The organism is Myxosarcina sp. GI1(2024) (genome assembly GCF_053543375.1).
Genome location: NZ_JBKGTY010000011.1, coordinates 112,825 through 134,489 on the forward strand (window position 1 = coordinate 112,825; position 21,665 = coordinate 134,489).

17 protein-coding genes and 1 pseudogene are annotated in these 21,665 nt (G+C 40.9%); 13 read left to right on the forward strand and 5 right to left on the reverse strand.

The features are described from left to right. Positions 1-462 precede the first annotated feature (462 nt). The 12 genes and pseudogenes from ACLFKQ_RS26580 to ACLFKQ_RS26635 all read left to right on the forward strand — a co-directional run. Positions 463-1,164, forward strand: coding sequence for a Crp/Fnr family transcriptional regulator (locus ACLFKQ_RS26580; RefSeq protein WP_449002671.1), 702 nt, complete (start codon positions 463-465; stop codon positions 1,162-1,164). Positions 1,165-1,257: 93 nt separating this feature from the next. Continuing rightward, on the forward strand, positions 1,258-1,458 hold the full coding sequence (locus ACLFKQ_RS26585; RefSeq protein ID WP_449002724.1) for a YgaP family membrane protein: 201 nt from the start codon (positions 1,258-1,260) through the stop codon (positions 1,456-1,458). Between the two features lie 560 nt (positions 1,459-2,018). Continuing rightward, on the forward strand, positions 2,019-2,771 hold the full coding sequence (cysH, locus tag ACLFKQ_RS26590; protein ID WP_449002672.1) for a phosphoadenosine phosphosulfate reductase: 753 nt from the start codon (positions 2,019-2,021) through the stop codon (positions 2,769-2,771). Between the two features lie 68 nt (positions 2,772-2,839). Beyond that, complete coding sequence (gene sir, locus ACLFKQ_RS26595; RefSeq protein WP_449002673.1) at positions 2,840-4,600, forward strand: sulfite reductase, ferredoxin dependent; 1,761 nt, start codon at positions 2,840-2,842, stop codon at positions 4,598-4,600. Positions 4,601-4,848: 248 nt separating this feature from the next. Beyond that, positions 4,849-5,157: a glutaredoxin 3 gene (grxC, locus tag ACLFKQ_RS26600; protein WP_449002674.1), complete on the forward strand. Its 309-nt coding sequence runs from the start codon at positions 4,849-4,851 to the stop codon at positions 5,155-5,157. Between the two features lie 3 nt (positions 5,158-5,160). Then, positions 5,161-5,937: a sirohydrochlorin chelatase gene (locus ACLFKQ_RS26605; RefSeq protein ID WP_449002675.1), complete on the forward strand. Its 777-nt coding sequence runs from the start codon at positions 5,161-5,163 to the stop codon at positions 5,935-5,937. 77 nt (positions 5,938-6,014) lie between these two features. Further along, positions 6,015-6,827 carry a uroporphyrinogen-III C-methyltransferase gene (gene cobA, locus ACLFKQ_RS26610; RefSeq protein WP_449002676.1) on the forward strand — a complete coding sequence of 271 codons (813 nt, stop codon included), beginning with the start codon at positions 6,015-6,017 and terminating at the stop codon, positions 6,825-6,827. Positions 6,828-7,147: 320 nt separating this feature from the next. Then, a complete protein-coding gene (locus tag ACLFKQ_RS26615; protein WP_449002677.1) occupies positions 7,148-7,888 on the forward strand; it encodes a phosphoadenylyl-sulfate reductase in 741 nt (246 codons plus the stop codon). A gap of 37 nt (positions 7,889-7,925) precedes the next feature. After that, positions 7,926-8,261, forward strand: coding sequence for a hypothetical protein (locus ACLFKQ_RS26620; RefSeq protein ID WP_449002678.1), 336 nt, complete (start codon positions 7,926-7,928; stop codon positions 8,259-8,261). Positions 8,262-8,273: 12 nt separating this feature from the next. Beyond that, the gene (locus ACLFKQ_RS26625) at positions 8,274-10,070 is read left to right on the forward strand and encodes an SLC13 family permease (protein WP_449002679.1); all 1,797 of its coding nucleotides are present in this window, start codon (positions 8,274-8,276) and stop codon (positions 10,068-10,070) included. 62 nt (positions 10,071-10,132) lie between these two features. Further along, complete coding sequence (sat, locus tag ACLFKQ_RS26630; protein WP_449002680.1) at positions 10,133-11,326, forward strand: sulfate adenylyltransferase; 1,194 nt, start codon at positions 10,133-10,135, stop codon at positions 11,324-11,326. Between the two features lie 548 nt (positions 11,327-11,874). Continuing rightward, a pseudogene (locus ACLFKQ_RS26635) lies at positions 11,875-12,276 on the forward strand (aldo/keto reductase); the annotation flags it as partial. On the opposite strand, the gene ACLFKQ_RS26640 reads toward ACLFKQ_RS26635, so the two are convergent. The 4 genes from ACLFKQ_RS26640 to ACLFKQ_RS26655 form a co-directional block, all read right to left on the reverse strand. Further along, on the reverse strand, positions 12,273-15,824 hold the full coding sequence (locus tag ACLFKQ_RS26640; RefSeq protein ID WP_449002681.1) for a caspase family protein: 3,552 nt from the start codon (positions 15,822-15,824) through the stop codon (positions 12,273-12,275). The pseudogene ACLFKQ_RS26635 and the gene ACLFKQ_RS26640 overlap by 4 nt on opposite strands. A gap of 368 nt (positions 15,825-16,192) precedes the next feature. Beyond that, positions 16,193-16,441 carry a hypothetical protein gene (locus ACLFKQ_RS26645; protein WP_449002682.1) on the reverse strand — a complete coding sequence of 83 codons (249 nt, stop codon included), beginning with the start codon at positions 16,439-16,441 and terminating at the stop codon, positions 16,193-16,195. A gap of 150 nt (positions 16,442-16,591) precedes the next feature. After that, positions 16,592-17,056, reverse strand: coding sequence for a GNAT family N-acetyltransferase (locus ACLFKQ_RS26650; RefSeq protein ID WP_449002683.1), 465 nt, complete (start codon positions 17,054-17,056; stop codon positions 16,592-16,594). 1,035 nt (positions 17,057-18,091) lie between these two features. Beyond that, positions 18,092-18,796, reverse strand: coding sequence for a hypothetical protein (locus tag ACLFKQ_RS26655; RefSeq protein ID WP_449002684.1), 705 nt, complete (start codon positions 18,794-18,796; stop codon positions 18,092-18,094). 1,042 nt (positions 18,797-19,838) lie between these two features. On the opposite strand from ACLFKQ_RS26655, the gene ACLFKQ_RS26660 reads away from it, so the two are divergent. Next, positions 19,839-20,138 (forward strand): hypothetical protein, encoded by a 300-nt coding sequence (locus ACLFKQ_RS26660; protein ID WP_449002685.1) that lies wholly within the window; start codon positions 19,839-19,841, stop codon positions 20,136-20,138. Between the two features lie 610 nt (positions 20,139-20,748). Here ACLFKQ_RS26660 and ACLFKQ_RS26665 read toward each other — a convergent pair. After that, entirely contained in the window at positions 20,749-21,273 is a 525-nt protein-coding gene (locus tag ACLFKQ_RS26665; protein WP_449002686.1) for an FHA domain-containing protein, read from the reverse strand. Between the last annotated feature and the right edge of the window lie 392 nt (positions 21,274-21,665).

Below are 21,665 nucleotides of genomic sequence, written 5' to 3' on the forward strand. Positions count from 1 at the left end.
TCTATCCAAGATACCGTTTGTAAATAAATATTAAGCAAACTGTTTTTTGTTTTGAGATAGTAGCTTTGATAACGACTGTACCATCGCAATATAAGTAATTGATTCGCATGTTTCAGGTAATTTTTCATGACCAACTACACCAACTACTAGACAAAGCTTCTGCATTGACAAAGGGAAAGTACAATCATTACCCATCTTCTGGCTAATAATTAAAATTCTTTTTTCTATTTTTTCATCAGTCAGTGTGACTTTATTTAATGAAAGAGCTTCTACCTCTTTGTCAAGTATTTGCTTCCCGATTGCCTTAGTTTTTCTAAATTAGCTTTGATATGTCAAGTTTCTCTTGTAATTTGAACAATATTGCTAGTTCACCTATTTGCTCAGGATCATTTTATTTAGTTGCTTTGACTTTTGGGAATAATATTGATGAGTAACCAAAACGTAAGAAATTAATGGAGAATGATGAATTTATCTAAAAATCACAATTCCAGTTTTGACACAGCTATTTTTAGCACTTTTCCATTTTTAGAAAAGCTAAGTGGTCAAGAAAAGAACTCCTTTTTAACTCAAGCGCAAACAATTAAATTGGCGAAAAATCAGTCTGTCTATTTTGAAGGAGATTGTTGTCAGTTTTTGCCACTAATTATCTCTGGAAATATTCGTATCTATAAACTAGGAGAAGAAGGTAGAGAAATAACTCTTTATCATTTAGAAAAAGGTGATAGTTGTGTACTTACAGCCTCTAGTATTATGAGTCAAAAAGATTTTCCTGCTTTCGCAATTACTCTAACCCGCGTCGAAGCTGTTACTATTCCTGCCAGCAGTTTGCGTAAATGGATAAGACATAATCCTATTTGGCAAGATTACATATGTGGACTACTTTCCCGCAGGTTAACCAATGTTATTGAAATAGTTGAAGAGGTTGCTTTTCGACGGATGGATTGTCGAATTGCTTCCTATTTATTAAAAACTAGTGGTAATAAATCTGAAGCTATATCAAAAACACATCTGGAAATTGCCAGAGAATTAGGAACCTCCAGAGAAGTAGTCAGCCGAATTCTAAAAATTTTCGAGAAAGAAGAATTACTATCTCTTTCTCGTAAGACGATCGCGCTGAATAATCGGATAAAACTTGAAACCATTGCTAGATTTGGAATTCCCTAAATTGATAAACTAGTTTGGTGACTTTATCACGGACTTGATAAATCAAAACCTTTATTATTTTTAATAATTGATTTATATTTCTGGGAGTCAATGATGAAGAAGAATATCGGAGCAGTAGACAAAGTAATTCGATTAGCAAGTGCTATCACAATTAGTATAATTCTTTTAAAAGGTGTTGTTACTGGTTGGTTGGGTTTATTACTTGGTATCATTGCGGTAATATTGCTTTTAACAGGGTTAGTAAGTACCTGTCCTCTCTATCTTCCTTTTTGCATAACTACTCGCAAAAAATAGTTCGGATTGCACTTCAATCAATTTCTTTGAGTGAAATACCCTATCGGTCTGCGACGTAAAATACCAGAATTAGTACATTCATAAAAGTCATAAGGTAATTTTGCAACAAACAGTATTTCAATAACTTCTGTATTTTGAGGCACATACGCCAGTATGGTGAAGTAATTTACTTACGCTTAATTAGCCAGCTTGGAAAAATCAAAGCTCGAAATATACTTCTGTATTCTCGAATACACAAGGTACATTCCATTATTTATTGACAGTCAACGATCGACAAATTTCTTGTGTGACTTTATCACAGACAACCGAGCTTTAATCTTTTATTATTTCTTAAGAAGCGACTGAATAAAGCTTGTAACTTGAGCAGTAAAGGGAGTGGATGCTCTTTTGCAAGACCGATCTAACCTAAGCGTAATTTTGTTTGTAGTGTATTTCTGCGAGTCTAAAAAATTGGCTGAGTTTACTGCAATTTCTAGAAGTTATGGCTCAGCAAAATTTTGAATCGGGCGGTCAAAGCGATTTAAAAGTCGGAAAATCGATCGACAAATGGAGAATTAAAAGTGTACGAAGAAAATCAATTCCCCAATTCTAAATTAGAAGATTTTGATTTAGAAACCATTAATCACTTACTGGTCAATACGGAACCAACTTGGAACATTAATTGGGCAGTAGAAACTTTTGGAGATGGGTTGGTAATGAGTACTAGCTTCGGCATTCATTCAGCAGTAATGCTTCATTTAGTGACTCAAGTTTGCCCCAATATTCCCGTTATCTGGACAGATACAGGTTATCTCCATCGAGAAACCTATCAATTTGCCGAACAGTTGACCGCAAGACTCAATTTGAATCTGAAAATTTATCAGTCTTCAATGAGTCCAGCGCGGATGGAAGCAAAGTATGGCAAGCTCTGGGAGCAAGATGACGTTAAAGCCCTCAATCTTTATTATCGCATTCGCAAGGTCGAGCCGATGCAGCGAGCTTTGAAGGAACTAAATGCTACGGCTTGGATTGCAGGATTACGTCGTCAACAAACCGAACATCGTCAAACATTAGCCACCATTAGCCAACAAGGAGCATATTACAAAATCCTCCCAATTCTCAACTGGACTGCTCAAGACGTTTATCACTATTTGCAAGCTCATAATTTACCATATCACCCTCTGTTAGATCGCGGATACGTGACTATTGGTGATTGGCATTCGAGCCGACCGCTATTCGCTGACGATGTTAATGAGCGGGACACTCGTTTTAAGGGTCTGAAACAAGAGTGCGGTTTGCATTTAAATTCAGATTCTTCAGGATTAGCTGCTTAAAACCGAAAAAGCTTTTTTATCTGACGTTCAAGTTCTAGATTATTCACGAAAACTAATAAGTTAGGCACATGGTTACAAATCTCAAGTCCACTCAAGGCAAACTTTCAAAAGTAGAAGGCATCAAAGAGCGCAGTGATTTTTTGCGCGAACCCCTGGCAACTGAACTACAACAAGACACAACTCACTTTAGTGAAAATGCCATACAAATCCTCAAATTCCACGGTTCTTATCAGCAGGATAATCGTGATAATCGAGTTAAGGGTCAGGAAAAAGACTATCAGATGATGTTGCGTACTCGCACCCCAGGCGGTTTCATCCCTCCAGAACTCTATCTAACGATGGATCGGCTTTCAGAGGAATATGGTAATCAAACTCTTAGAGCCACAACTCGCCAAGCTTGGCAAATGCACGGCATTCTCAAACAAAACTTAAAAACCGTCATTGCAGATATTGTTCGCAGCATGGGTTCGACTCTAGGTGCTTGTGGCGATCTCAACCGTAATGTTATGGCTCCCCCAGCACCTTATAAGAATAAACCTGAATATCAATACGCCTGGGAATATGCCGATAAAGTTGCCGATCTGCTAACACCCCAAACTGGGGCATATTATGAAATATGGCTCGATGGGGAGAAAGCTATCAGTGGCGAAGAAGATCCAGAAATTAAAGCAGCACGCGATCGCAATTCAAACGGGACAAACTTTACCGATAGTGTCGAACCAATATACGGTACGCACTATCTACCCAAGAAATTCAAGTGTTGCGTTACCGTACCAGGGGACAACTCGATTGATGTCTACACCCATGATATCAGTATGGTAGTGATAACTAATAAAGCTGGAGAGTTAGAAGGCTTTAATGTGTTAGTCGGTGGCGGTATGGGTCGCACTCATAATAAAGAAGAGACTTTTGCTCGTACCTCAGACCCCCTTGGATATGTAGATAAAAACGACCTTTACGATCTGATTAAGGCAATTGTTGCTACTCAAAGAGACTATGGCGATCGCTTCAACCGCCGTCACTCGCGCATGAAATATCTAGTTCATGATTGGGGTTTGGTTAAATTCAAAGTCAAGGTCGAATCCTACTTTGGTAAATCCCTTTCACCTTTTAAAGAACTTCCTGAATGGAAGTATCAAGACTATTTAGGTTGGCACGAACAAGGTGATGGCAAACTGTTTTTAGGCATATTGGTAGAAAATGGTCGCGTCAAAGATGAAGGTGATTTCCAACTCAAAACTGCACTGCGTAAAGTTATCCAGCAATTCAACTTACCAATGCGATTGACCCCAAATCACAATATCATTCTTTATAAAATTGAACCCGCACAGAAAGCAGCGATTGAAGAACTATTGCAACAACACGGCATTCAACTAAACCCAGAGGCGATCGATCCCTTAATTCGCTATTCAATGGCTTGTCCCGCTCTACCTACTTGTGGGTTAGCAGTTACCGAATCTGAAAGAGCATTGCCAGCCATACTCGATCGCCTTCGCGCATTATTAAATAAACTAAACATGGCAGAGGAAGAGTTAGTAATCCGCATGACTGGCTGTCCCAATGGTTGTGCCCGACCATACATGGCGGAATTAGGTTTTGTTGGCAGTGCGCCCGATACCTATCAAATTTGGCTAGGAGGAACCCCCGACCAGACTAAGCTAGCTCGACCATATATGCAAAAGTTGCACATTGACAATTTGGAAGATTTTTTAACTCCACTACTGACTTATTTCCAATCGAACCGTCAATTGGGTGAAAGCTTTGGTGTATTTTGTAATCGCGTTGGCTTTGAGAAACTGCACGAGTTTTCCGAACAATTTGTCAGTTAAAGTTAGTTTCCCTTAAAACTCAACTCTCCCAAAAGATACATCCATTATTAAAGATACCGCAGGTTAAGCCTCCGAACCTATATCGCCTGGTACAAAACGATATTGGTTTGGATATTTCTAGCGATGTCTTTGTGTTTGCCAAGCTCTGATTATTAAGTTGTCGATTGTCGAATGAGTTGCTGTTTCTAGAAGCAAATTAATTTTTTCAACCGAATCAGTAGATCGAAATTATTCAAGAGAAAAATCCCATGAAACCTAACGTAGAAATATACACCTGGAGTCATTGTCCTCACAGTGCAAAAGCTAAAGCCTTATTACAGCAAAAAGAAATTGCATATACCGAGTACAGCATTGATGGCGACGATGAAGCAAGAGAGGCAATGAGTCAAAGAGCAAATGGTCGCAAAACCGTGCCCCAAATTTTTATCAACAATACTCATATTGGTGGTTGTGAAGACTTACATACCCTAGAGGAGATTGGCAGTTTAGACGAACTACTCATTCAAGAACAACAAAAGTTTCAACATCGAGCTTATTCTCTCAACTCGGAAACATAGAAAATGCTATTCAACCGCAATCTATTACTTTCATCTGCCTATATGTTAGTTACTCACGGCAGTCGAGATGTTCGCGCTCGATGGGCTGTGGACAAACTTACCGAACAAGTATCTGTTTTGCTGGCAAGTCAGAATATCCAAGTCGCAGGAGTAATAGAATCCCAGAAATCCAATTTTTTAACCTCTTATGCGTCTGATACTCAAGCTGGTGTAACTACTACAGCTAGTATGATACTAACTAACATGGGTTGTCCTCTGGTAGAAACAGGTACTTTAGAATCAGCTTCTTTACCGTTACACCGACAAGTTCAGCAATTTGCCATATCGGCTCAACGGGCTTACTGCAAACGAGTAAAAGTTTTACCACTATTTCTACTGCCAGGAATTCATGTAACAGAAGATATCTGTGCTGAGATAGATCGGGCGAGGGAAATTTTAGGGGATGCAATCGCCATCGAACAGCTACCTTATCTGGGTTCTGATGCCAAACTAACACAACTATGGGCAAATCGATTAGTAGGGACTGAAGCCGATGCCAAAATTTTGTTTTCCCACGGAACAAAGCGTTCGGGCGGCAATCGGACAGTAGAGGAAACAGCAAAGCAACTGGGGGCAATCACGGCTTATCTATCAGTATCTCCCTCTCTAGATGAGAAATTAGAACTGCTTGTCGCGTCAGGTAAGAGAACTATTGCCATTCAACCTTATTTGCTCTGTCAGGGAAGAATTATGGAGGCGATGGAGCTAGAAGTAATGACTTTGCAAACCAGATTTCCCTAAGTGCAACTGTCATTGGGCAAGCCTTTAGATGCAACAGCAGAATTGGCGACTTTAATTGCTGAGGGAATGTTGGCATCATGAATCAAACTATAACAGCGACAAGACCCAAAATTATCGGTAAAGTTTATTTAGTAGGTGCAGGGCCTGGCGATCCTGGTTTATTGACCATCAAAGGCAAAAGTTTATTGGAGTATGCTGATGTCGTAGTTTACGATGCCTTGGTCAGTCCGCAAATTTTGGCGATGATAAATCCTCAAGCAGAGCGAATCGACGCAGGAAAGCGACGAGGGCGACATTCGATGCTTCAAGCGGAAACTACTCAAACACTAATCGAAAAAGCCCAAAACAATGCCATAGTTGTGCGACTCAAAGGAGGAGATCCTTTTGTCTTTGGTCGTGGGGGTGAAGAAATGGCAGATTTAATTGCTGCTGGAGTACCTGTAGAAGCAGTTCCAGGAATCACTTCGGGAATTGCCGCACCAGCTTACGCAGGTATTCCCCTGACTCATCGCGATTATAGTTCTACCGTAACTTTTGTGACTGGTCACGAAGCTGTGGGTAAATATCGACCCAAAGTAAGCTGGCAGGCGATCGCCCATTCGGCTGAAACCATCGTTATTTACATGGGAGTGCAGAATCTACCTCACATTATCACTCAACTTATTGAGGCTGGCTTGAGCCAACAGACTCCAATCTCGCTAATTCGCTGGGGGACAAGACCCGAACAAGAACGGTTAACGGGAAGCCTAGCAACTATAGTTGCTCAGATGGCAGCAGCTAAATTTAGCGCACCTGCCATTGCTGTAGTGGGTAATGTGGTTCGACTTCAATCTATTTTGACAGCTTGTCGTCCCAAACTGGATTTTTCCACAACGGTCGGTTACAAATGAGTTCGAATAGGTCTTCAGATACTTTGATTTTGCTCGATATTTTACATCGGCAGTCAGTTTATCTAGAGAATACAGAATTATCAGTTAGAGACTAGTTTTGGAGATTCCCTAGTTTTTCCAAAACAAAAAGACTCGACCCAAATTAGATTAGTTCCAAGCGATCGCAGAAATTCCACCCTGTTACAACTTAGTTTTTTTTACTCTCTAGCTATTTTGCTGCTCGAAACAGACTAAGTAGCATCTTGACAAAGCAAGAGTTGTTTCAACTCAAATAAACACAGTTTTTCATTCAATTAATTTTCAACCACAAGGAGATTTCCATGATTGCAACACATACCAATACTACCACTCGCGAATCAAAAATAGTTCGGGTTCAGTCTGAGTATGCTACTAAAAGTCCGCAGCAAATTCTGAGATTGGCACTGGCTGAATTTGACAATATTGCTATTTCTTTTAGCGGTGCCGAAGATGTAATTCTAATTGATATGGCATCTAAGATTACCAAAAATTTCCAAGTATTTTCTTTGGACACTGGTCGTCTACATCCTGAAACTTACGAGTTTATCGATCGCGTTAGAAAATATTACGACCTCGATTTAGAGGTTATTTTTCCCGAAAACGAACAGGTCGAAGCTTTAGTCAAGAAGAAAGGAATGTTTAGTTTTTATCAAGATGGTCATAAAGAGTGCTGTGGCATTCGTAAAGTAAGACCTTTACGACGTAAATTGTCTACTCTTAATGCTTGGATTACCGGTCAACGTCAAGATCAAAATCCCGACACGCGCTCCGATATTCCCGTAATTCAGATAGATCGGGCTTTCTCAACTCCAGAACGCACTTTGACCAAATTCAATCCCTTAGCAAACTGGTCTTCAGAGCGGGTTTGGAAATACATTCGCTATCATAACGTTCCCTATAACAAGTTACACGAACGAGGCTACATCAGTATTGGTTGTCAACCCTGTACCAGAGCCGTTTTGCCCAATCAACACGAGCGAGAAGGACGCTGGTGGTGGGAGCAAGCACAAGACAAAGAGTGTGGTCTACACGTGGAAAATTAAGATCGAGATCGGGTAAATAATTGAGGAGTCTTAAGCAATGAAAATTACGGTAGTCAAAAAAGTGAAGACAGATGGTAGTTTATGCCGTAAGTCGGCTAAAGTCTGGCAAGAGCTAGAGCAAGCTCGGTTATTAGGTCATATAGACCGCATTGTTTTTGCCCACGAAGGTCAACCATCTAGTCTGGGAATGTCTTTAGCAATTCAACACCAAGTCCAGGCTGCACCATTCTTTCTGGTCGAGCGAGAGGATGATTCTATCCAGGTTTATACGGCTTATTCCCGTTTTTTGAAAGAAGTCCTTAACTATCAAGTATCCGAAAGTGACGAAATATCCGAAATGATGGCTTCGTATCCCGACCTCGATTTTATTTAGGAAGATTAAAATATGTCTATCTTTCTCACCCTCTGCGTCGTTGTTTTAGCTTTAATTTGCTTTATTACCGAATGGCTACCGATTGACATTACCGCGATCGCCGTCATGGTAGCTCTGATGTCCCTAAGATTGGTTACTCCTCAAGAGGGGCTATCTGGTTTCAGCAACTCGGCTACTATCACCGTTATGGCAATGTTCATTCTAAGTGCTGGTATAGCTCGTACTGGGGGAATTCAGGGACTAAGTTATCTCTTGATGAGGTGGGGCGGAAAGCATTCTAAGCAGCAAATCTTGGCAATGGCAGCCATCTTGACTCCAATTACTGCCTTCATCAACAACACTGCTGTAGTAGCAGTTTTCATGCCTGTAGTAGAGGAATGGTGTCACAAACAGAGCATCTCGGTTTCTAAGTTACTCATTCCTCTCTCCTATATCGCTATTCTTAGCGGCATGATCACCACAATCGGTACTTCCACAAATGTTTTAGCCAGTGGCTTATCAGAACAGTTGGGTTATGGGGCTTTTAGTCTTTTTGAGTTTACCCAATTGGGCTTGATTGTCGCTTTAGTTGGTTCGGTTTATCTAATCGTTGTGGCACCAAAATTATTGCCCAAGCGCAGAACTCCCAACAGTGGTTTTATCGTTCAAGATTATGACTTAAAAGACTATGTTTTTGAATTAGTCATCGAAGCTTGTCCTTACTTAGTCAACAAAACTCTCGATAATAGCGGACTGCAACATCAATTTGATATCGACGTATTAGAAATAATCCGTAACGACTATCATTTCCCGCAGCCACTAGCCGATAAAGTGCTGAACGAAGGAGATATTTTACTGGTGCGGAGCTGTCGGGAAGAATTACTCAAAGTAAAAGAAGAAAGATGTGTCAGCATTCTGCCAGAGGTAAGACTCGGTACGCATTCTCTCGAAGCGAATTTAATTTCCGCTGAAGAAGGTATTGCTGAAGTTTTGATTCTCTCACACTCCAGCTTAATTGGTTCTACTCTCAAAGAATTGAATTTTCGCCAACGCTACAATACTACCGTCTTAGCAATTCGGCGTGGTGAAGAATTGATCCGCGAGCGGCTGAGTAAGTTATCGTTGCGTTTTGGGGATGTCTTATTATTGCAAGGACCCAAACAAAGTCTATTAGGATTGCAAACCCACAATGGTAATGGTCTGCTAGTTATAGATCGCTTAGAACTATCGACTATAAGGTTTAATAAAGGAAAAATCGCGATCGCCATTGGCTTGGGCGTAGTTCTGCTGGCTGCTTTTAACATACTACCAATTGTTATCAGTGCCTTAATTGGTGTTCTGTTAATGGTAGTAACTGGCTGTCTCAAACCAGGGGAAGTATATGAAGCGGTACGCTGGGATATTATTTTTCTCCTGGCGGGTTTAATTCCCCTGGGAATAGCAATGCAGAAATCGGGTGCAACCTCCTGGCTGGCTGCTAATTTGATGGTCTTGGGATCTCATCTTTCCCCTGGCTTGCTGTTAACTTTCTTCTTTGCAATTACCGCTTTGACCACAGAGATTCTTTCTAACAATGCTGCGGTTTTGCTATTGCTGCCCATCGCTGTCGAAGTAGCCAAAATGCTGGAACTCAATCCTTTTGCCTTTATGTTTGCGGTCATCTTTGCCGCCTCTAATAGCTTTATGACCCCCCTCGGCTATCAAACTAACACGATGGTCTATGGTGCTGGCGGTTATAAATTTATCGATTTCGTCCGTGTGGGCACACCTCTAACCATCCTGATGACTTTAATCGTGCCACCCCTCATCATTCGCCTATACGGCTTGTAAACTAGCCAATTTATCAAAAAACATCTCGTTCAATCGAATACCTTAATTAACAAATAGGAGCAATGGAAATGAATCAGAGCATAATTTTTCCCCACGGAAACAAGCTAGTTAATCGCGAAGACTGTGAAGTTCAAGTGCAAAATATTAAGGAGTATGCCCACACTTTACCCCAATTAACTCTTTCTCAACGCAATCTTGCAGACCTCGAATGTATCGCTACGGGTGTCTATAGTCCCTTGGAAGGGTTTGTCAATGAAGCTGATTATCACAACATTGTCAATCATATGCGTTTGAGTAATGGATTGGCATGGAGTATTCCCGTAACTCTGCAAATACCAGAAGCAGAAGCTTCAAAATATCAACTCGATGGCGAAATTGCTCTCGTCCATCCCCAAGGTGACATCTTGGCGGTCATGAACGTTACCAGCAAATTTAAACCAAACCAAGATTATGAAGCTCAAAAAGTCTATCTTACTAATGACGAGAAACATCCTGGCGTTAGAGCAATGCGCGCTGAGGGAGAGGTTTATCTTGGGGGTTCTATCCAAAAAATCAAAGCGATACCCCATGATAAATTTCTGGAATATCGCTTAACTCCAAAAGTTACTCGTTCTGAATTTGCTTTGCGTCAATGGAAGACTGTAGCTGCATTTCAAACGCGCAATCCGATTCACCGTGCCCACGAATACATTACTAAAATTGCTCTAGAAATAACTGACGGTCTGTTTATCAATCCTCTGGTAGGTATGACCAAAGCCGATGATATTCCTGCCGAGATTAGGATGCAGTGCTATACAACTTTGATTGAAAAATATTATCCTCAAAACCGAACTTTATTAGGCGTATTTCCCGCTGCGATGCGTTATGCAGGACCGAGAGAAGCTATTCTGCACGCGATCGCCCGTCAGAACTATGGTTGCACTCACTTTATTGTCGGTCGCGACCATGCTGGTGTGGGTGACTACTATGGAACCTACGATGCTCAACAGATCTTCGAGGAATTCAACGCTGAGGAGTTACAGATCCAGCCTTTAAAGTTTGAACACGCTTTCTATTGCCTGAGAACTCAAACTATGGGTACTGCTAAAACTAGTCCAGCAACTCCTGAAGAAAGGATTCATTTATCTGGAACTAAAGTGCGTAAGCTTCTTAGAGAGGGAAAAGTTCCCCCGCCAGAGTTTTCTCGTCCTGAGATTGCCGAAATTTTAGTTACTTCGATGAGCGATGTTCGAGGTGCTGTCGCCAAAAGTAGCTAAAGACCAAATAACCCTGGAAGGTAGTAATGAACAAACGCTCCCATCCTCTACGACAACACAATAATTAAAACTGCTCTACAAGCCGCTCGAACCAGACTCTCGCCTTCACGCCTTAATCGACTTAATCGACTATGCTTCTACATCAATCGAGAGCGGGAATTGAAACAGTCTGATATCATTTATCTTTAGTGATAAGAGACTTAGGTGGTGGGAAAAAGCGGAGGAAGCAGAGGTGCAGAGGAGAAAAGGATTTTCAGATTTGAGAACTACAAATTTAAAGTAGTTGGCAAAGGAGCAAAATCGCGGTGAGGTTATTTGGCTGCGGCAGAAGCTAAAGTTTTCAGTAACTATATCCGTCTTTACTGTCACCGCGATTATTTGATTCTCTCGATCGCGATGTGCCTATCTGCAAGGAGATATCGCGCTATGTAACTGTTTAAAAGTCTCAGGCGATCGCCCGATACAGGTTTTTGATAAATTCCTTAACCTAGACATGATTGCACTTTTCTTCTCAATCACTTTGAAGCGTAGATGCCCTAACAGATCTCGATGCTTCCCTGTCCCGTATGAAGACCGACTACGTAGACCTATGGCAAGTGCATGCCCTCGAAACTCCAGAACGAGTAGAAGAGCGCGTCCGAGGCGGTATGCTCGACGCTTTGCTTGAGGCTCAGGAAACAGGCAAGGTCAGGCACATTGGTTTTACTGGTCATGATTCTTTTGAAGCTCATCTCAAGATGCTGGAGGAGATCGAAAAACGGGGGATGAAGATGGCTGCTTCGATGATACCGATTAACCCTGCCGACCCTCATTTTAAGAGCTTTGTTACTAATGTGTTGCCCAGAAAAGTCAGGATAATTGCTAGTAGGGACGGTCGTAAACCAAACTTATCATTAGAAGAACAGATGATCTTAAGCCTGACTTATTTGAAGCATTTAACCACATTCTAGTATCTGCGAGTATCTTCTATCGCTACAAAAATATTTTTGATTGAGTGTTTAAGCGCAAATGCCTTGGAGACTGATTCTGTCGCTACAATTAGCCGTATTTGCCTTTGAGCGATCGCTGCAACTAAAGCTTTTAAGCCAACTTTAGTAGGTTCATTCAGGAAATAACTCATGTGGTCGCAAGGTACTTCTTGAATGTTGGGAGAGTGCTTACGCCCTGTAGGAATATCCGTGATACTATCCACTTTTACAGCTATATCATTCGGCGCACCAAAGAAGGGCAATTCTACAACTTGATTAAATAAACGTTGTTGTAGCCGCTCTAATATCGATTTTTTCTCTACTTCTTGCTCCAAGGCTGCGGGAATAATCGAGGTATTGCCAGCAATAATTGAGTAAGGAATACCGGGGTCGTCACTGGCTGCGAGAGAATTGAGAAAATCGGAAGTGGGGTTCATTTGGGCTAGAGTTACCCGAATATTTTGTTCTAATGTACCCATCAACATAGCTACCACTTTTGCCGGCCAAGCAACTAGAGAAAGACCGTTAAGCGCAATAGCCAGGGTAAGTTTGACCCAATCCTCCACCACTGACCAAGGAGAACCTGCATTTGGTGTACCCAACATAATCAGGTGTTGGACAACTTTATTACCACCTTCTCGTTCGATAAACCAGCGAGATACCAAACCACCCATTGAATGAGCAATAATATGTAGTTCTTTACCGTGGTTTTCTGATAAACCCACATCTCTTAGTTGTCGTTTCAAATGTTGGGCATTCTGCTCAATAGTAGTATTCAGATTTTCATAATCAAAGGCAAGAACCAGATCGTAAAGTTCGCTGATGGAACCCTCTTGCCCATCTGGTTGCAATACGGGCTGTTTAATTGTAGATACTAAACTTTCAGTATCACCGATAATTCCGTGGATATAGAGGGCAATTCGTTTTGCTTGCGCCACCTGCTGTTTAACCTCAGCTTCATCCCGATTATAGGTTACTTTCTTGTCCTCTCCTACCTCAGCCACCGCTAAAATCGGATACTTAAACCCCCGCCCAAAATACTTACCGATCACTTTTTGAAAGAAAATGCGAATAGAACCTTGCAGGCTGCGTTCTCCCTGACTAACAGGGGCTGGTAATCGTTCTAGCTCAATTTCAGTTTTACCATCGACCGTTGGTTTACCCCGACCTAAAGGTAAGAAAAATTCACCGTCATAACCCACAGGAAGCAGGTATTCATTCTCTGCTAGGGGTGCATCAACTAATAACTTCAAAGGTGTATCTGGGGAGACAACTTCGTAGTCTGCAACGTCGCTCAGTTCCAGTACACTTAATCCTGGGTTTGTACCCCGACTAGTAGTAAATTGAAAGGGTCGAATAACTTCTGGGTCTTCCCGCAGGATGGGGGGCACAATTTTATTACCCAAATCTCGACTAACCTGCGGAGTGGTAGTGAGGCGAACATTTGCTACCAAGCTGGGATGGGGTTGTAATGTTACCCCTACTCCTAATTGTTGTTCTTGTTCCTTTGAAACTGGTGTGGAATCCAAAGGGCGGACTGTAACGATTGTGATTTCTTCTGCATACCAATCGTCAAACCTGATTGAGTCTGCCGCTTCTATTTCGCGCTCTTGCGTGCGATTCATTAAACGCTCAAGACTACTTTGATTTGAAGATTCTATATTTCTCGATCTAGGTCGAGGAGCATCAAGTTTATCCTGAGTTAGCAATCTCGGATCGAATTCGTCATTGCTTACAATCAATTTAATCATGTCTTTGTACTCGGTAATTCCTTGTTCCCAATACTCATCTGGGACTTCGAGTACCAATTCTTCTCCATCTAAAGCATAAGCTTCTTCTCCTGCTTCTAACCTGACACTACCTGCTGTAAAAAATGGGGCACTAATGGAAAAACTATCTGAAAGATTGACCAAAGCACAGTAAAGTGGTTTTCTAGTTGTATTGGTAAGTTTAAGTTTAAATTCTGGTGGTTGCCATTCCCCATTCTGATATTTGTATGGCAAACGCATTTGCTTTGAAGGCGATAAATCCCGATCGCTAAAGATGAGTTCCATCTTCACATCACCAGCTTTTATCCGAGTTGCCGCAGTATTTGAGAGTTGGGAAATTTGTGTCCAGCGAGCAATATGTTCTAGGCGTTTAATTGCCTTATCTGCGTTCTCTGGGGTATAACCATCAATTTGAGCTACCAGGGGGCGGTCATCTGTTGGTCTGGCTATTACATACTGGTTATTGCGACACAATAGACGAAACTCGGCTTGACCAACTTCTCGTGACTCGCGGACATATGCTGAGGGTTTACCATTCAGTCCGGCTATTTGTAGCTGTTCCCGCGCCAGATTTACACCCGCTTCATCTCCCTCAAAGTACACTCCTAAAGGCGGTAGGGGTAAACTGGTAACAACTGCTTTAAAAGTGCGATCGCTAGTCAGATTTTGCACCTCTTCGATATCTATCTTGCTCTTAGTTGGCAATACCTGAGTCACTTTTGCTGTCCCCACAGATTTTAAGGGATCGCGTAGATCGTCGATATTGGCATCAAAGTCAAACAGTGCTAGTAAAGTCGTTTCGCTGTCTTTGGGGGATTGAACTCCGTGAACAGCACCCCCTTCAATCACCCAGCCAGAGGTTCGATCGTGCTTAACAATAAAATAGGGTTCAACTTCGGCGATCACACCATCGAGGAAAACTTTGTCACTATCCTCGGAATGATTCACTTCCAATTGCGGAGACTGATCTATACTTTCACTGCGGACAATAGCATTGGTGCGGGCAAATAAATCTCGATAAGTCAGCTTTCCGTTTGTCTTGGAAAGTGTATCCATCAAATAATAAGAGAAATAACCCCGATGTTTGCTACCGTATTCCTTTGCTGTTTCGTGGTCTCGACAAGCTGCTAGAAGCACATGACGACCTTTTGGTATCTTCCAGCCAGTGGGGTGTTTTTCGGGATCGCGACTGGTATCTGAAAGTTTCTCTAACTCTTCCAGCTTAAAAATAAAGCTATCTAGGGGACGTTTTCGCTTGTCTGCGGGGATGCGACGTTCCCTAGCTACTTGCATTGGGTCTTTGGTGCCAGAACCCGAATGGCAACAATCGAGAATAATGGTCATATGCGGTTCGTTTTCTGCTACTTCCCCAACTAGTTTTGCCAATTCTTTATCTGCTAAATCCCAGCCGTTCTCGGTACGACTGTCATAACATACTAAAGTTTCATCCAGATGGTCTGGTTCTAGAGGCCAAAATTCCTTTGGGGCTTGCTCTTGAGAACCATGCCCACTATAGTAGAACAGAACTACATCATCTTTTTCAGCTTGACGAAGATGGGTACGGAAGCCATTAATAACTGCCTCGCGTGTGGCTTGCTCATCTCTAAGTGTTTGTAAATGAAGTTGGTATTCTTGCCGATCGAATCGTTCGTTAAGATACTCTTTGATTGCTGTAATATCGTTCACACAGCCTTCGAGGCGATCTTTTGGGTCGGGATAGTCGTTAATACCTACTAGCAGAGCGTAAATCTTGTTAGTCATAATTTTCCTACCGATTCGCTCAGGTTATGAATTTTACTTAATAGCGAGCGTATAATAGGCTAATCACGGATTCATAACCAAGATTTGTATTTTTTCTGATTTAACTATTTCTTTTAAGCTAAATAAAGAATGTGAGAAACTTGTGTGTACGCACTGAAATTACATAAAGTTACATAAATTTATCTCGATGCAAACAACAATTAAACTGCCAGCTGACTACTTTTTTTCTGTAACCAAAAATATAGGTGCCACTTAATGTAGCAGCACCTATACTTTGTGTTATTTACTGCTCAATAACTCGCCAACCTCTCAATCGCCTCTGCTATCGTATTAGCAACCTCAAAATGACTAATCCACTGCTTCCTACTCTAATAAATCGGCTCGTTTTCATCGAGTTGCCAAAGGTGTCCGAGTCTTATCCCGTCAGCATCGAAAACATCTACGGACTTTAGATATCGGCTCTCAAGTTTGGCTCTTGCCTTATATTTTTTAGAGATCGCCTTAACCGTATCGAACCAAGCTTCGGTTTTAATAATCGTCAATCGCTTCCAAATATCGCTCGATAGGTCATTCGATGCAGCAAGACCTTTGTTTGCATTAAATTCTCGTGATATCATTGTCCTAGCATGAAATATGTAATATGCGATCGGAACATCGGGATCTCAGTGCTTCCAACAACTTAAGAACTCGATGTTTCCGTGTTTCCAGGACTTATATTACGGTGATAAGACAAGATTGGGAGCCCTTTGCCCAATGATTTTTAATGGTTAATGATGAGATTCTTGGTAACGCATAAAAACCACAGGCAAACGAAGAACAGTTTTAGCCGCTTGAGATATGCCAAACTTTAACTTAAGCCCTCGCGGTAACTCTTGCCAAGTAATTACCTCAAACCCATAATGGGAGTAAAAATCAGCCAATTTTGAGCCCAAACATTCCAGATATAAAGGTTTGGTAGCTTGTTGAATTAAATGAAGAGTAAGATAACCACCGATACCTTGTCCGCGCTGATGTGGTACTACTACTAAACTACCTAATTCTTGAGCATCAGTAAAATTGCGTAACTGTCCACAGGCGAGCGCTTTTTTTTCTTGTTCAATCAACCAAAACTGTTGCCAACGTAACTGAGTAAAATCGAGTCGAGCAGACAAAACTAATCTACGAATGGTCCAAATATCCTTAACCGTAGCTCGACGCAAAATACATCCAGAAGGTAAACAGTTATCAGTCATAACTCGCTTAACTATCTTCCTAATCTAATAAACACATCTTAAACTATCTACTTTGGGCTGCGGTGTCCATTCAGCTCTATGTATTGGGAACAACAGAATTCGTGGTCTACGATCCCCAAACAACTTTTTGTGTTGAGCGAAGAAAGGTATAAGTTCTCCAGACTGATTTTGCCCTGACCTTTGAAACTAATAGGCAATAGTTTCTTGATAAGAGGAAAACTGTTAAATTACTTGGTCACTATCTGCTATATTCTCAATTGCCTCAGATACGGTATTCGCCATCTCCCAGTTGCCTAGACATTACGAGGTAAGGGACTAAATTAGACAGACAGCAAAAATCGGAGAAAAAACACTCGGAGAAAAATTTTTTTCTTGAGTAGTAGAAAAAAGTAGAAGAATGGTACCTATGCTGCTCACCATTGAGAGATTTTGATGAAACAGCACTTCTGTATAGTTTTGAGGTTGTTAAGAGCTATAAGAGTGTAGGACATTTGTGAGTTTCATCTGTCCACAGTGCTAACCATATAATTGATGTTATGAGTTATGGGTTTAAAAATTTCTAGTTCTTTTCTTTAAATGCTGCACAAGATGATGCATTTGCATCAGGATTCTTTGGTATTTTGTAACAATCTAAGTCTAGCAAACGCTTTAAGTTGATACGTTATCAACAATGAGAATTTAAATTTGGGAGAGACCTTAATAGAACTCGATACCTATTAGACATCTTTACTAATGAGAGCGGGAACTGATTGAAGTCTTCAACTTGCCAAAAGACTTGCCGTCAAGTATCCTGCCCCAATACTGTTCGGTTAACTAAAGTTATCGGTGAGAAAGGGTGTAGGGTGTAGAGAAGAAATAACTCCAACATCTTCCCTCGACCTCGATTTCATGGCTTATCCGAACAGTATTGCATCCTGCCCCATCAAAAAGTATTGGCTATAGTCTGCTCTCATTACTAAACTAAGTGCTCGGAGATTCCCGCGACTGAGGCAAACAGCTATTTTAGAGCCTGGCACGGGACAGTCTCAATCTGTCTCAGGCAGCGACAGCTTCAATCTCGTTACTCTGAGACACGAGCTGTGGCGTTACCCGTGCTTCATCGTCTGTCTCATCTTTCCAATCTGGATTTAATCTGGTTTTATTAATAATATTGGTTTCATGGGTTTTACATTCTCGGTCGTATTTTTGGCTAACTTGTTTCCAACCTTCTTCAGTATCGAAATTTATTTTTGGTTCTTTATTTTCTTGGATTTGTTGGCGTAACTTTTGCCAAAAATTAAATGTAATTGTATTTACTTGGCAAATCGCCTCTCCAAATTCTTCTGTGAGACCATCGAGCTCAGCTGCCAGAAAACCCTTGCCGACTTCTTTTAAAGACTTTTTAATTTGTTTTTGACGTTTTGACTTGGTAGCTTCTTTTTCTTTATCTGCGTTATAGCGAGCAATTTTTTCTGAGTCTTCGATACTTAATGCTCGTTCTAATTCTTTTACTTTAGTCTCAATCTCTTCTTGTTTTGCTAGTTTCAATTTTTTGAGTTCTGCTCGCCCTTCTTGGTATTTTGCCTTAATTGGAGCATGTTCTTCTTCTTTGGCTTTAATATTGCGCTCGCATTCTGCCAAGGAATCGGCAATTTCTTGGGCTCTATCGTAGGTCTCGCTATCTTGAGAACTTAAAATATATGCGACTAATTTTTGTCCATTTAGTTTTAAAGCTATTTTAGGACTATGAGCGTCGTCCACTGAAGTTAGTTGGCAATTCTTGTCGCTCTTTACTAGTAACAAATTTACGATCTCTAAAGGTAGTTTTTTAATAGTCTGCTCTACGCTTTTTGGCTCCAATGTTGTCATATTTTATTATTTCTAGGTTTAAAAAAGTTTTCACTATTTGGTTGGTCATTCATCCCCAAATGCTGGAGACAGACCTCTAAAATCCCCTGTGAATTTGAGGCAGCAACGTCCTATCTCCCAAAAAGATGCACTGTTGATTAAACTAGGATGGTAGTTTAAGTAACTCAATCAAGTGCAACTTTGACAGAATTGGTCTGAGATATTTCAGAGTGCTAGGAGCGATAGAGTCAATCGATTGTCAGAAACTTAGTTCGATAGACAATACAGACAATTTACTCAAAAAATGAGCAGATTTATCTTTTTTAACCCTACTAATAGCATTCGGGAAATTTAGGCTACATTTTTACTAATACATTTCTCAGGAATTAGCTCATTGTGCCGCCCAGAAAGGGGGAGCAATCACCGGCAGTGTTTTAGAAGCTGGTACACCTATGTTTGCTATTGAGCGGCATCAATAAATTTCCTTGTCAAGTCAGGGATTTGTTGTTATTCAAATTTACAAAAATCTTATTTTCTTGAGTTTGGTCAATATGACATAATAAATGGTTGATGTCAGTATTAATTATTAATTGTGTGCTTCACCAAGAATGTCGATATTGCAAGTTTAGCACTAGGTTTTTTGACTGTCTGTAAAAATTAGACGGTTTTTGAGAGAGTATTTATCAAGTAGAGATAAACAAAAAAGAAAAAATTGCCAGAAAGTAAATAATTTTGGTTCTTTAGTACTAGTGTTTCTGTTGGTTTGACAGCTCTATTTAATAAAAAGGATTGATTTTGGTCGGGCTAACAGTTTGGCATAACAGGTACGTAAGAGTCATAATTTTCTCAGTATGCGATGAGTTTCTCCTCCTTCTGCGAGATATTCCCAAGGCAACTGCCCCCCCCACGATTTGCGAGACTAAATAATAACCCGCGAGTTTGATTTTTGCGGGGGATGGAACTACAGATTCTGACGGTAAATGTTGCTTCCTATCTCTTGTTCTCTATATCCCAAACTAATGCCAAAGTACCCGAAACCCAGTCCCTGACGCTCCAAGCCACTACTTTTACTCTTAAGCCACTACTTAAGCCACCACTTTTGACCTTAAGCCACTACTTGCCAAGTTCCGAAACCCAGTCCCTGACGCTCCAAGCCACTACTTGGCCTTTTAAGCCACTACTTTTGACAAACTTACTTCTATATTCTTCTTTTCTCTCCCTCTCCTATCTAGTTTTCAAGAAAGTAGTGGCTTAAAGTCAAAAAAGTCCCAAATCATGACTCGAAACACATACAGGGATTAAGTTTCGTTCAAGCCACTACTGTAAAAAAAGTAGTGGCTTAAAAATCAAGCTCTTAATACCTTTTGGCGCGCGAAATGTATAGAGGGCAATGGTTACGCGCTAAGCCACTACTTGAAACCGTAGTAGTGGCTTAAAAATGGAAGTAGTGGCTTAAAGTGTAAGGGCGTGAAGGAGATAGAAGGTACGACACCATTTTCCGATTGGTAGACTATATACTATATCATCGCACTTTCACGATCGAATTCTCCCATTCGGATTTCATCGCAATCGTGAAATTTCAACACGGCAATATAAGGCTCTTTTAGGGCATATAATTCAAACGATGCTTCGATCGCCGGACCGAGCCAGATATTATCCTCTGGTCTTACGTCTCTCTCCCATATATTTAAATGGTGGACTTCTGCATCATGGAAATTGGTTCATTCTCCGTTATCGAGAATTACGGCTCTGTTTTCAAGATCGCGAATGGGAAGGAATCGTGAAATGCTTAAGGTAAAAGAGTTTTTAGCCTTAGCGTAATAATTGGTACACCTACTACTCGTACCCCGTTAACGCCATTAGACCTACCTTCTTTTATCTAGTTGGTGAAATCTTAGTTTAGTAGTACTTGCAAGCATTACAACATCATCGGTGTATAGTTTATACTTCTTACCAGAGACTCTTATATATCCGCGACCGGACTTAGAACTACTGACGAAGACACCGTTTGGTGAACCCAAATCTAGAACATAGACATTCTTCTCATCAGCATCAAAAGCGCAGTGCCGTTGTGAAAGAAAAATGTCATTTATAGAAATTGAGTTTGTTTCACTACGACCTGCTGTTAAGCGACAATTCGGTGGAATGAAGAATCTTTCACGCTCTGCCGTTGTTGGATTTTCATATATTAAGACACCTATAGCAAATTGCTCGGCCATTCTTTGAGCAACTATAAGATCCGATGCTTGCTTTTCAGCATATTTAAGAGCAAAGTCTCTGAACCATTTTTTTCTTTCTTCCTTTATTTTTAACAGTGTAGTTATGTAAGCTGTTATAGCACTTGTAATAATACCGACTATTGCACTGATTAGAATTGTTTGGAAGTCCACTCAAGATACTCTCCTGTGAAGCAATTTTAAGGCAGTTTTGATAACGATGTTAGCAGTTGTGGTAGGTTTTAAATCTAAGGTTCAAGCCGTCAAGCCACTGCTGTAAATCTTCGAGTATTACCTCTGACAACGACTTATTACCGATAAATTCTACAAACTTCTCGACGGAAAGCGGTAACAACTCTGATCGTCTCTATTGCTCTCGCAGCCCAATTGAAAATTAGCTCGCAAGCCCTCGCCGCGTTAGTAACTTTAATAGAGTTTAGTAGTTGGCAAGCCATATGCACTTCCAGATCGCATTGGCATTATGGCTGTCTTCGAGGTCATAGGTATCGCAGTAAACCAACAGAAAAAGCCTATTTCAGCCTGCTTTCCTTCTTAGCCCACACTTA

Bases quoted from the DNA above. Each gene is read 5' to 3' on its own strand.
- ACLFKQ_RS26580 (WP_449002671.1), top strand. From the start codon at position 463: ATGAATTTATCTAAAAATCACAATTCCAGTTTTGACACAGCTATTTTT.
- ACLFKQ_RS26585 (WP_449002724.1), top strand. From the start codon at position 1,258: ATGAAGAAGAATATCGGAGCAGTAGACAAAGTAATTCGATTAGCAAGT.
- sir (WP_449002673.1), top strand. From the start codon at position 2,840: ATGGTTACAAATCTCAAGTCCACTCAAGGCAAACTTTCAAAAGTAGAA.
- grxC (WP_449002674.1), top strand. From the start codon at position 4,849: ATGAAACCTAACGTAGAAATATACACCTGGAGTCATTGTCCTCACAGT.
- ACLFKQ_RS26605 (WP_449002675.1), top strand. From the start codon at position 5,161: ATGCTATTCAACCGCAATCTATTACTTTCATCTGCCTATATGTTAGTT.
- cobA (WP_449002676.1), top strand. From the start codon at position 6,015: ATGAATCAAACTATAACAGCGACAAGACCCAAAATTATCGGTAAAGTT.
- ACLFKQ_RS26615 (WP_449002677.1), top strand. From the start codon at position 7,148: ATGATTGCAACACATACCAATACTACCACTCGCGAATCAAAAATAGTT.
- ACLFKQ_RS26620 (WP_449002678.1), top strand. From the start codon at position 7,926: ATGAAAATTACGGTAGTCAAAAAAGTGAAGACAGATGGTAGTTTATGC.
- ACLFKQ_RS26625 (WP_449002679.1), top strand. From the start codon at position 8,274: ATGTCTATCTTTCTCACCCTCTGCGTCGTTGTTTTAGCTTTAATTTGC.
- sat (WP_449002680.1), top strand. From the start codon at position 10,133: ATGGAAATGAATCAGAGCATAATTTTTCCCCACGGAAACAAGCTAGTT.
- ACLFKQ_RS26640 (WP_449002681.1), bottom strand. From the start codon at position 15,824: ATGACTAACAAGATTTACGCTCTGCTAGTAGGTATTAACGACTATCCC.
- ACLFKQ_RS26645 (WP_449002682.1), bottom strand. From the start codon at position 16,441: ATGATATCACGAGAATTTAATGCAAACAAAGGTCTTGCTGCATCGAAT.
- ACLFKQ_RS26650 (WP_449002683.1), bottom strand. From the start codon at position 17,056: ATGACTGATAACTGTTTACCTTCTGGATGTATTTTGCGTCGAGCTACG.
- ACLFKQ_RS26660 (WP_449002685.1), top strand. From the start codon at position 19,839: ATGGAACTACAGATTCTGACGGTAAATGTTGCTTCCTATCTCTTGTTC.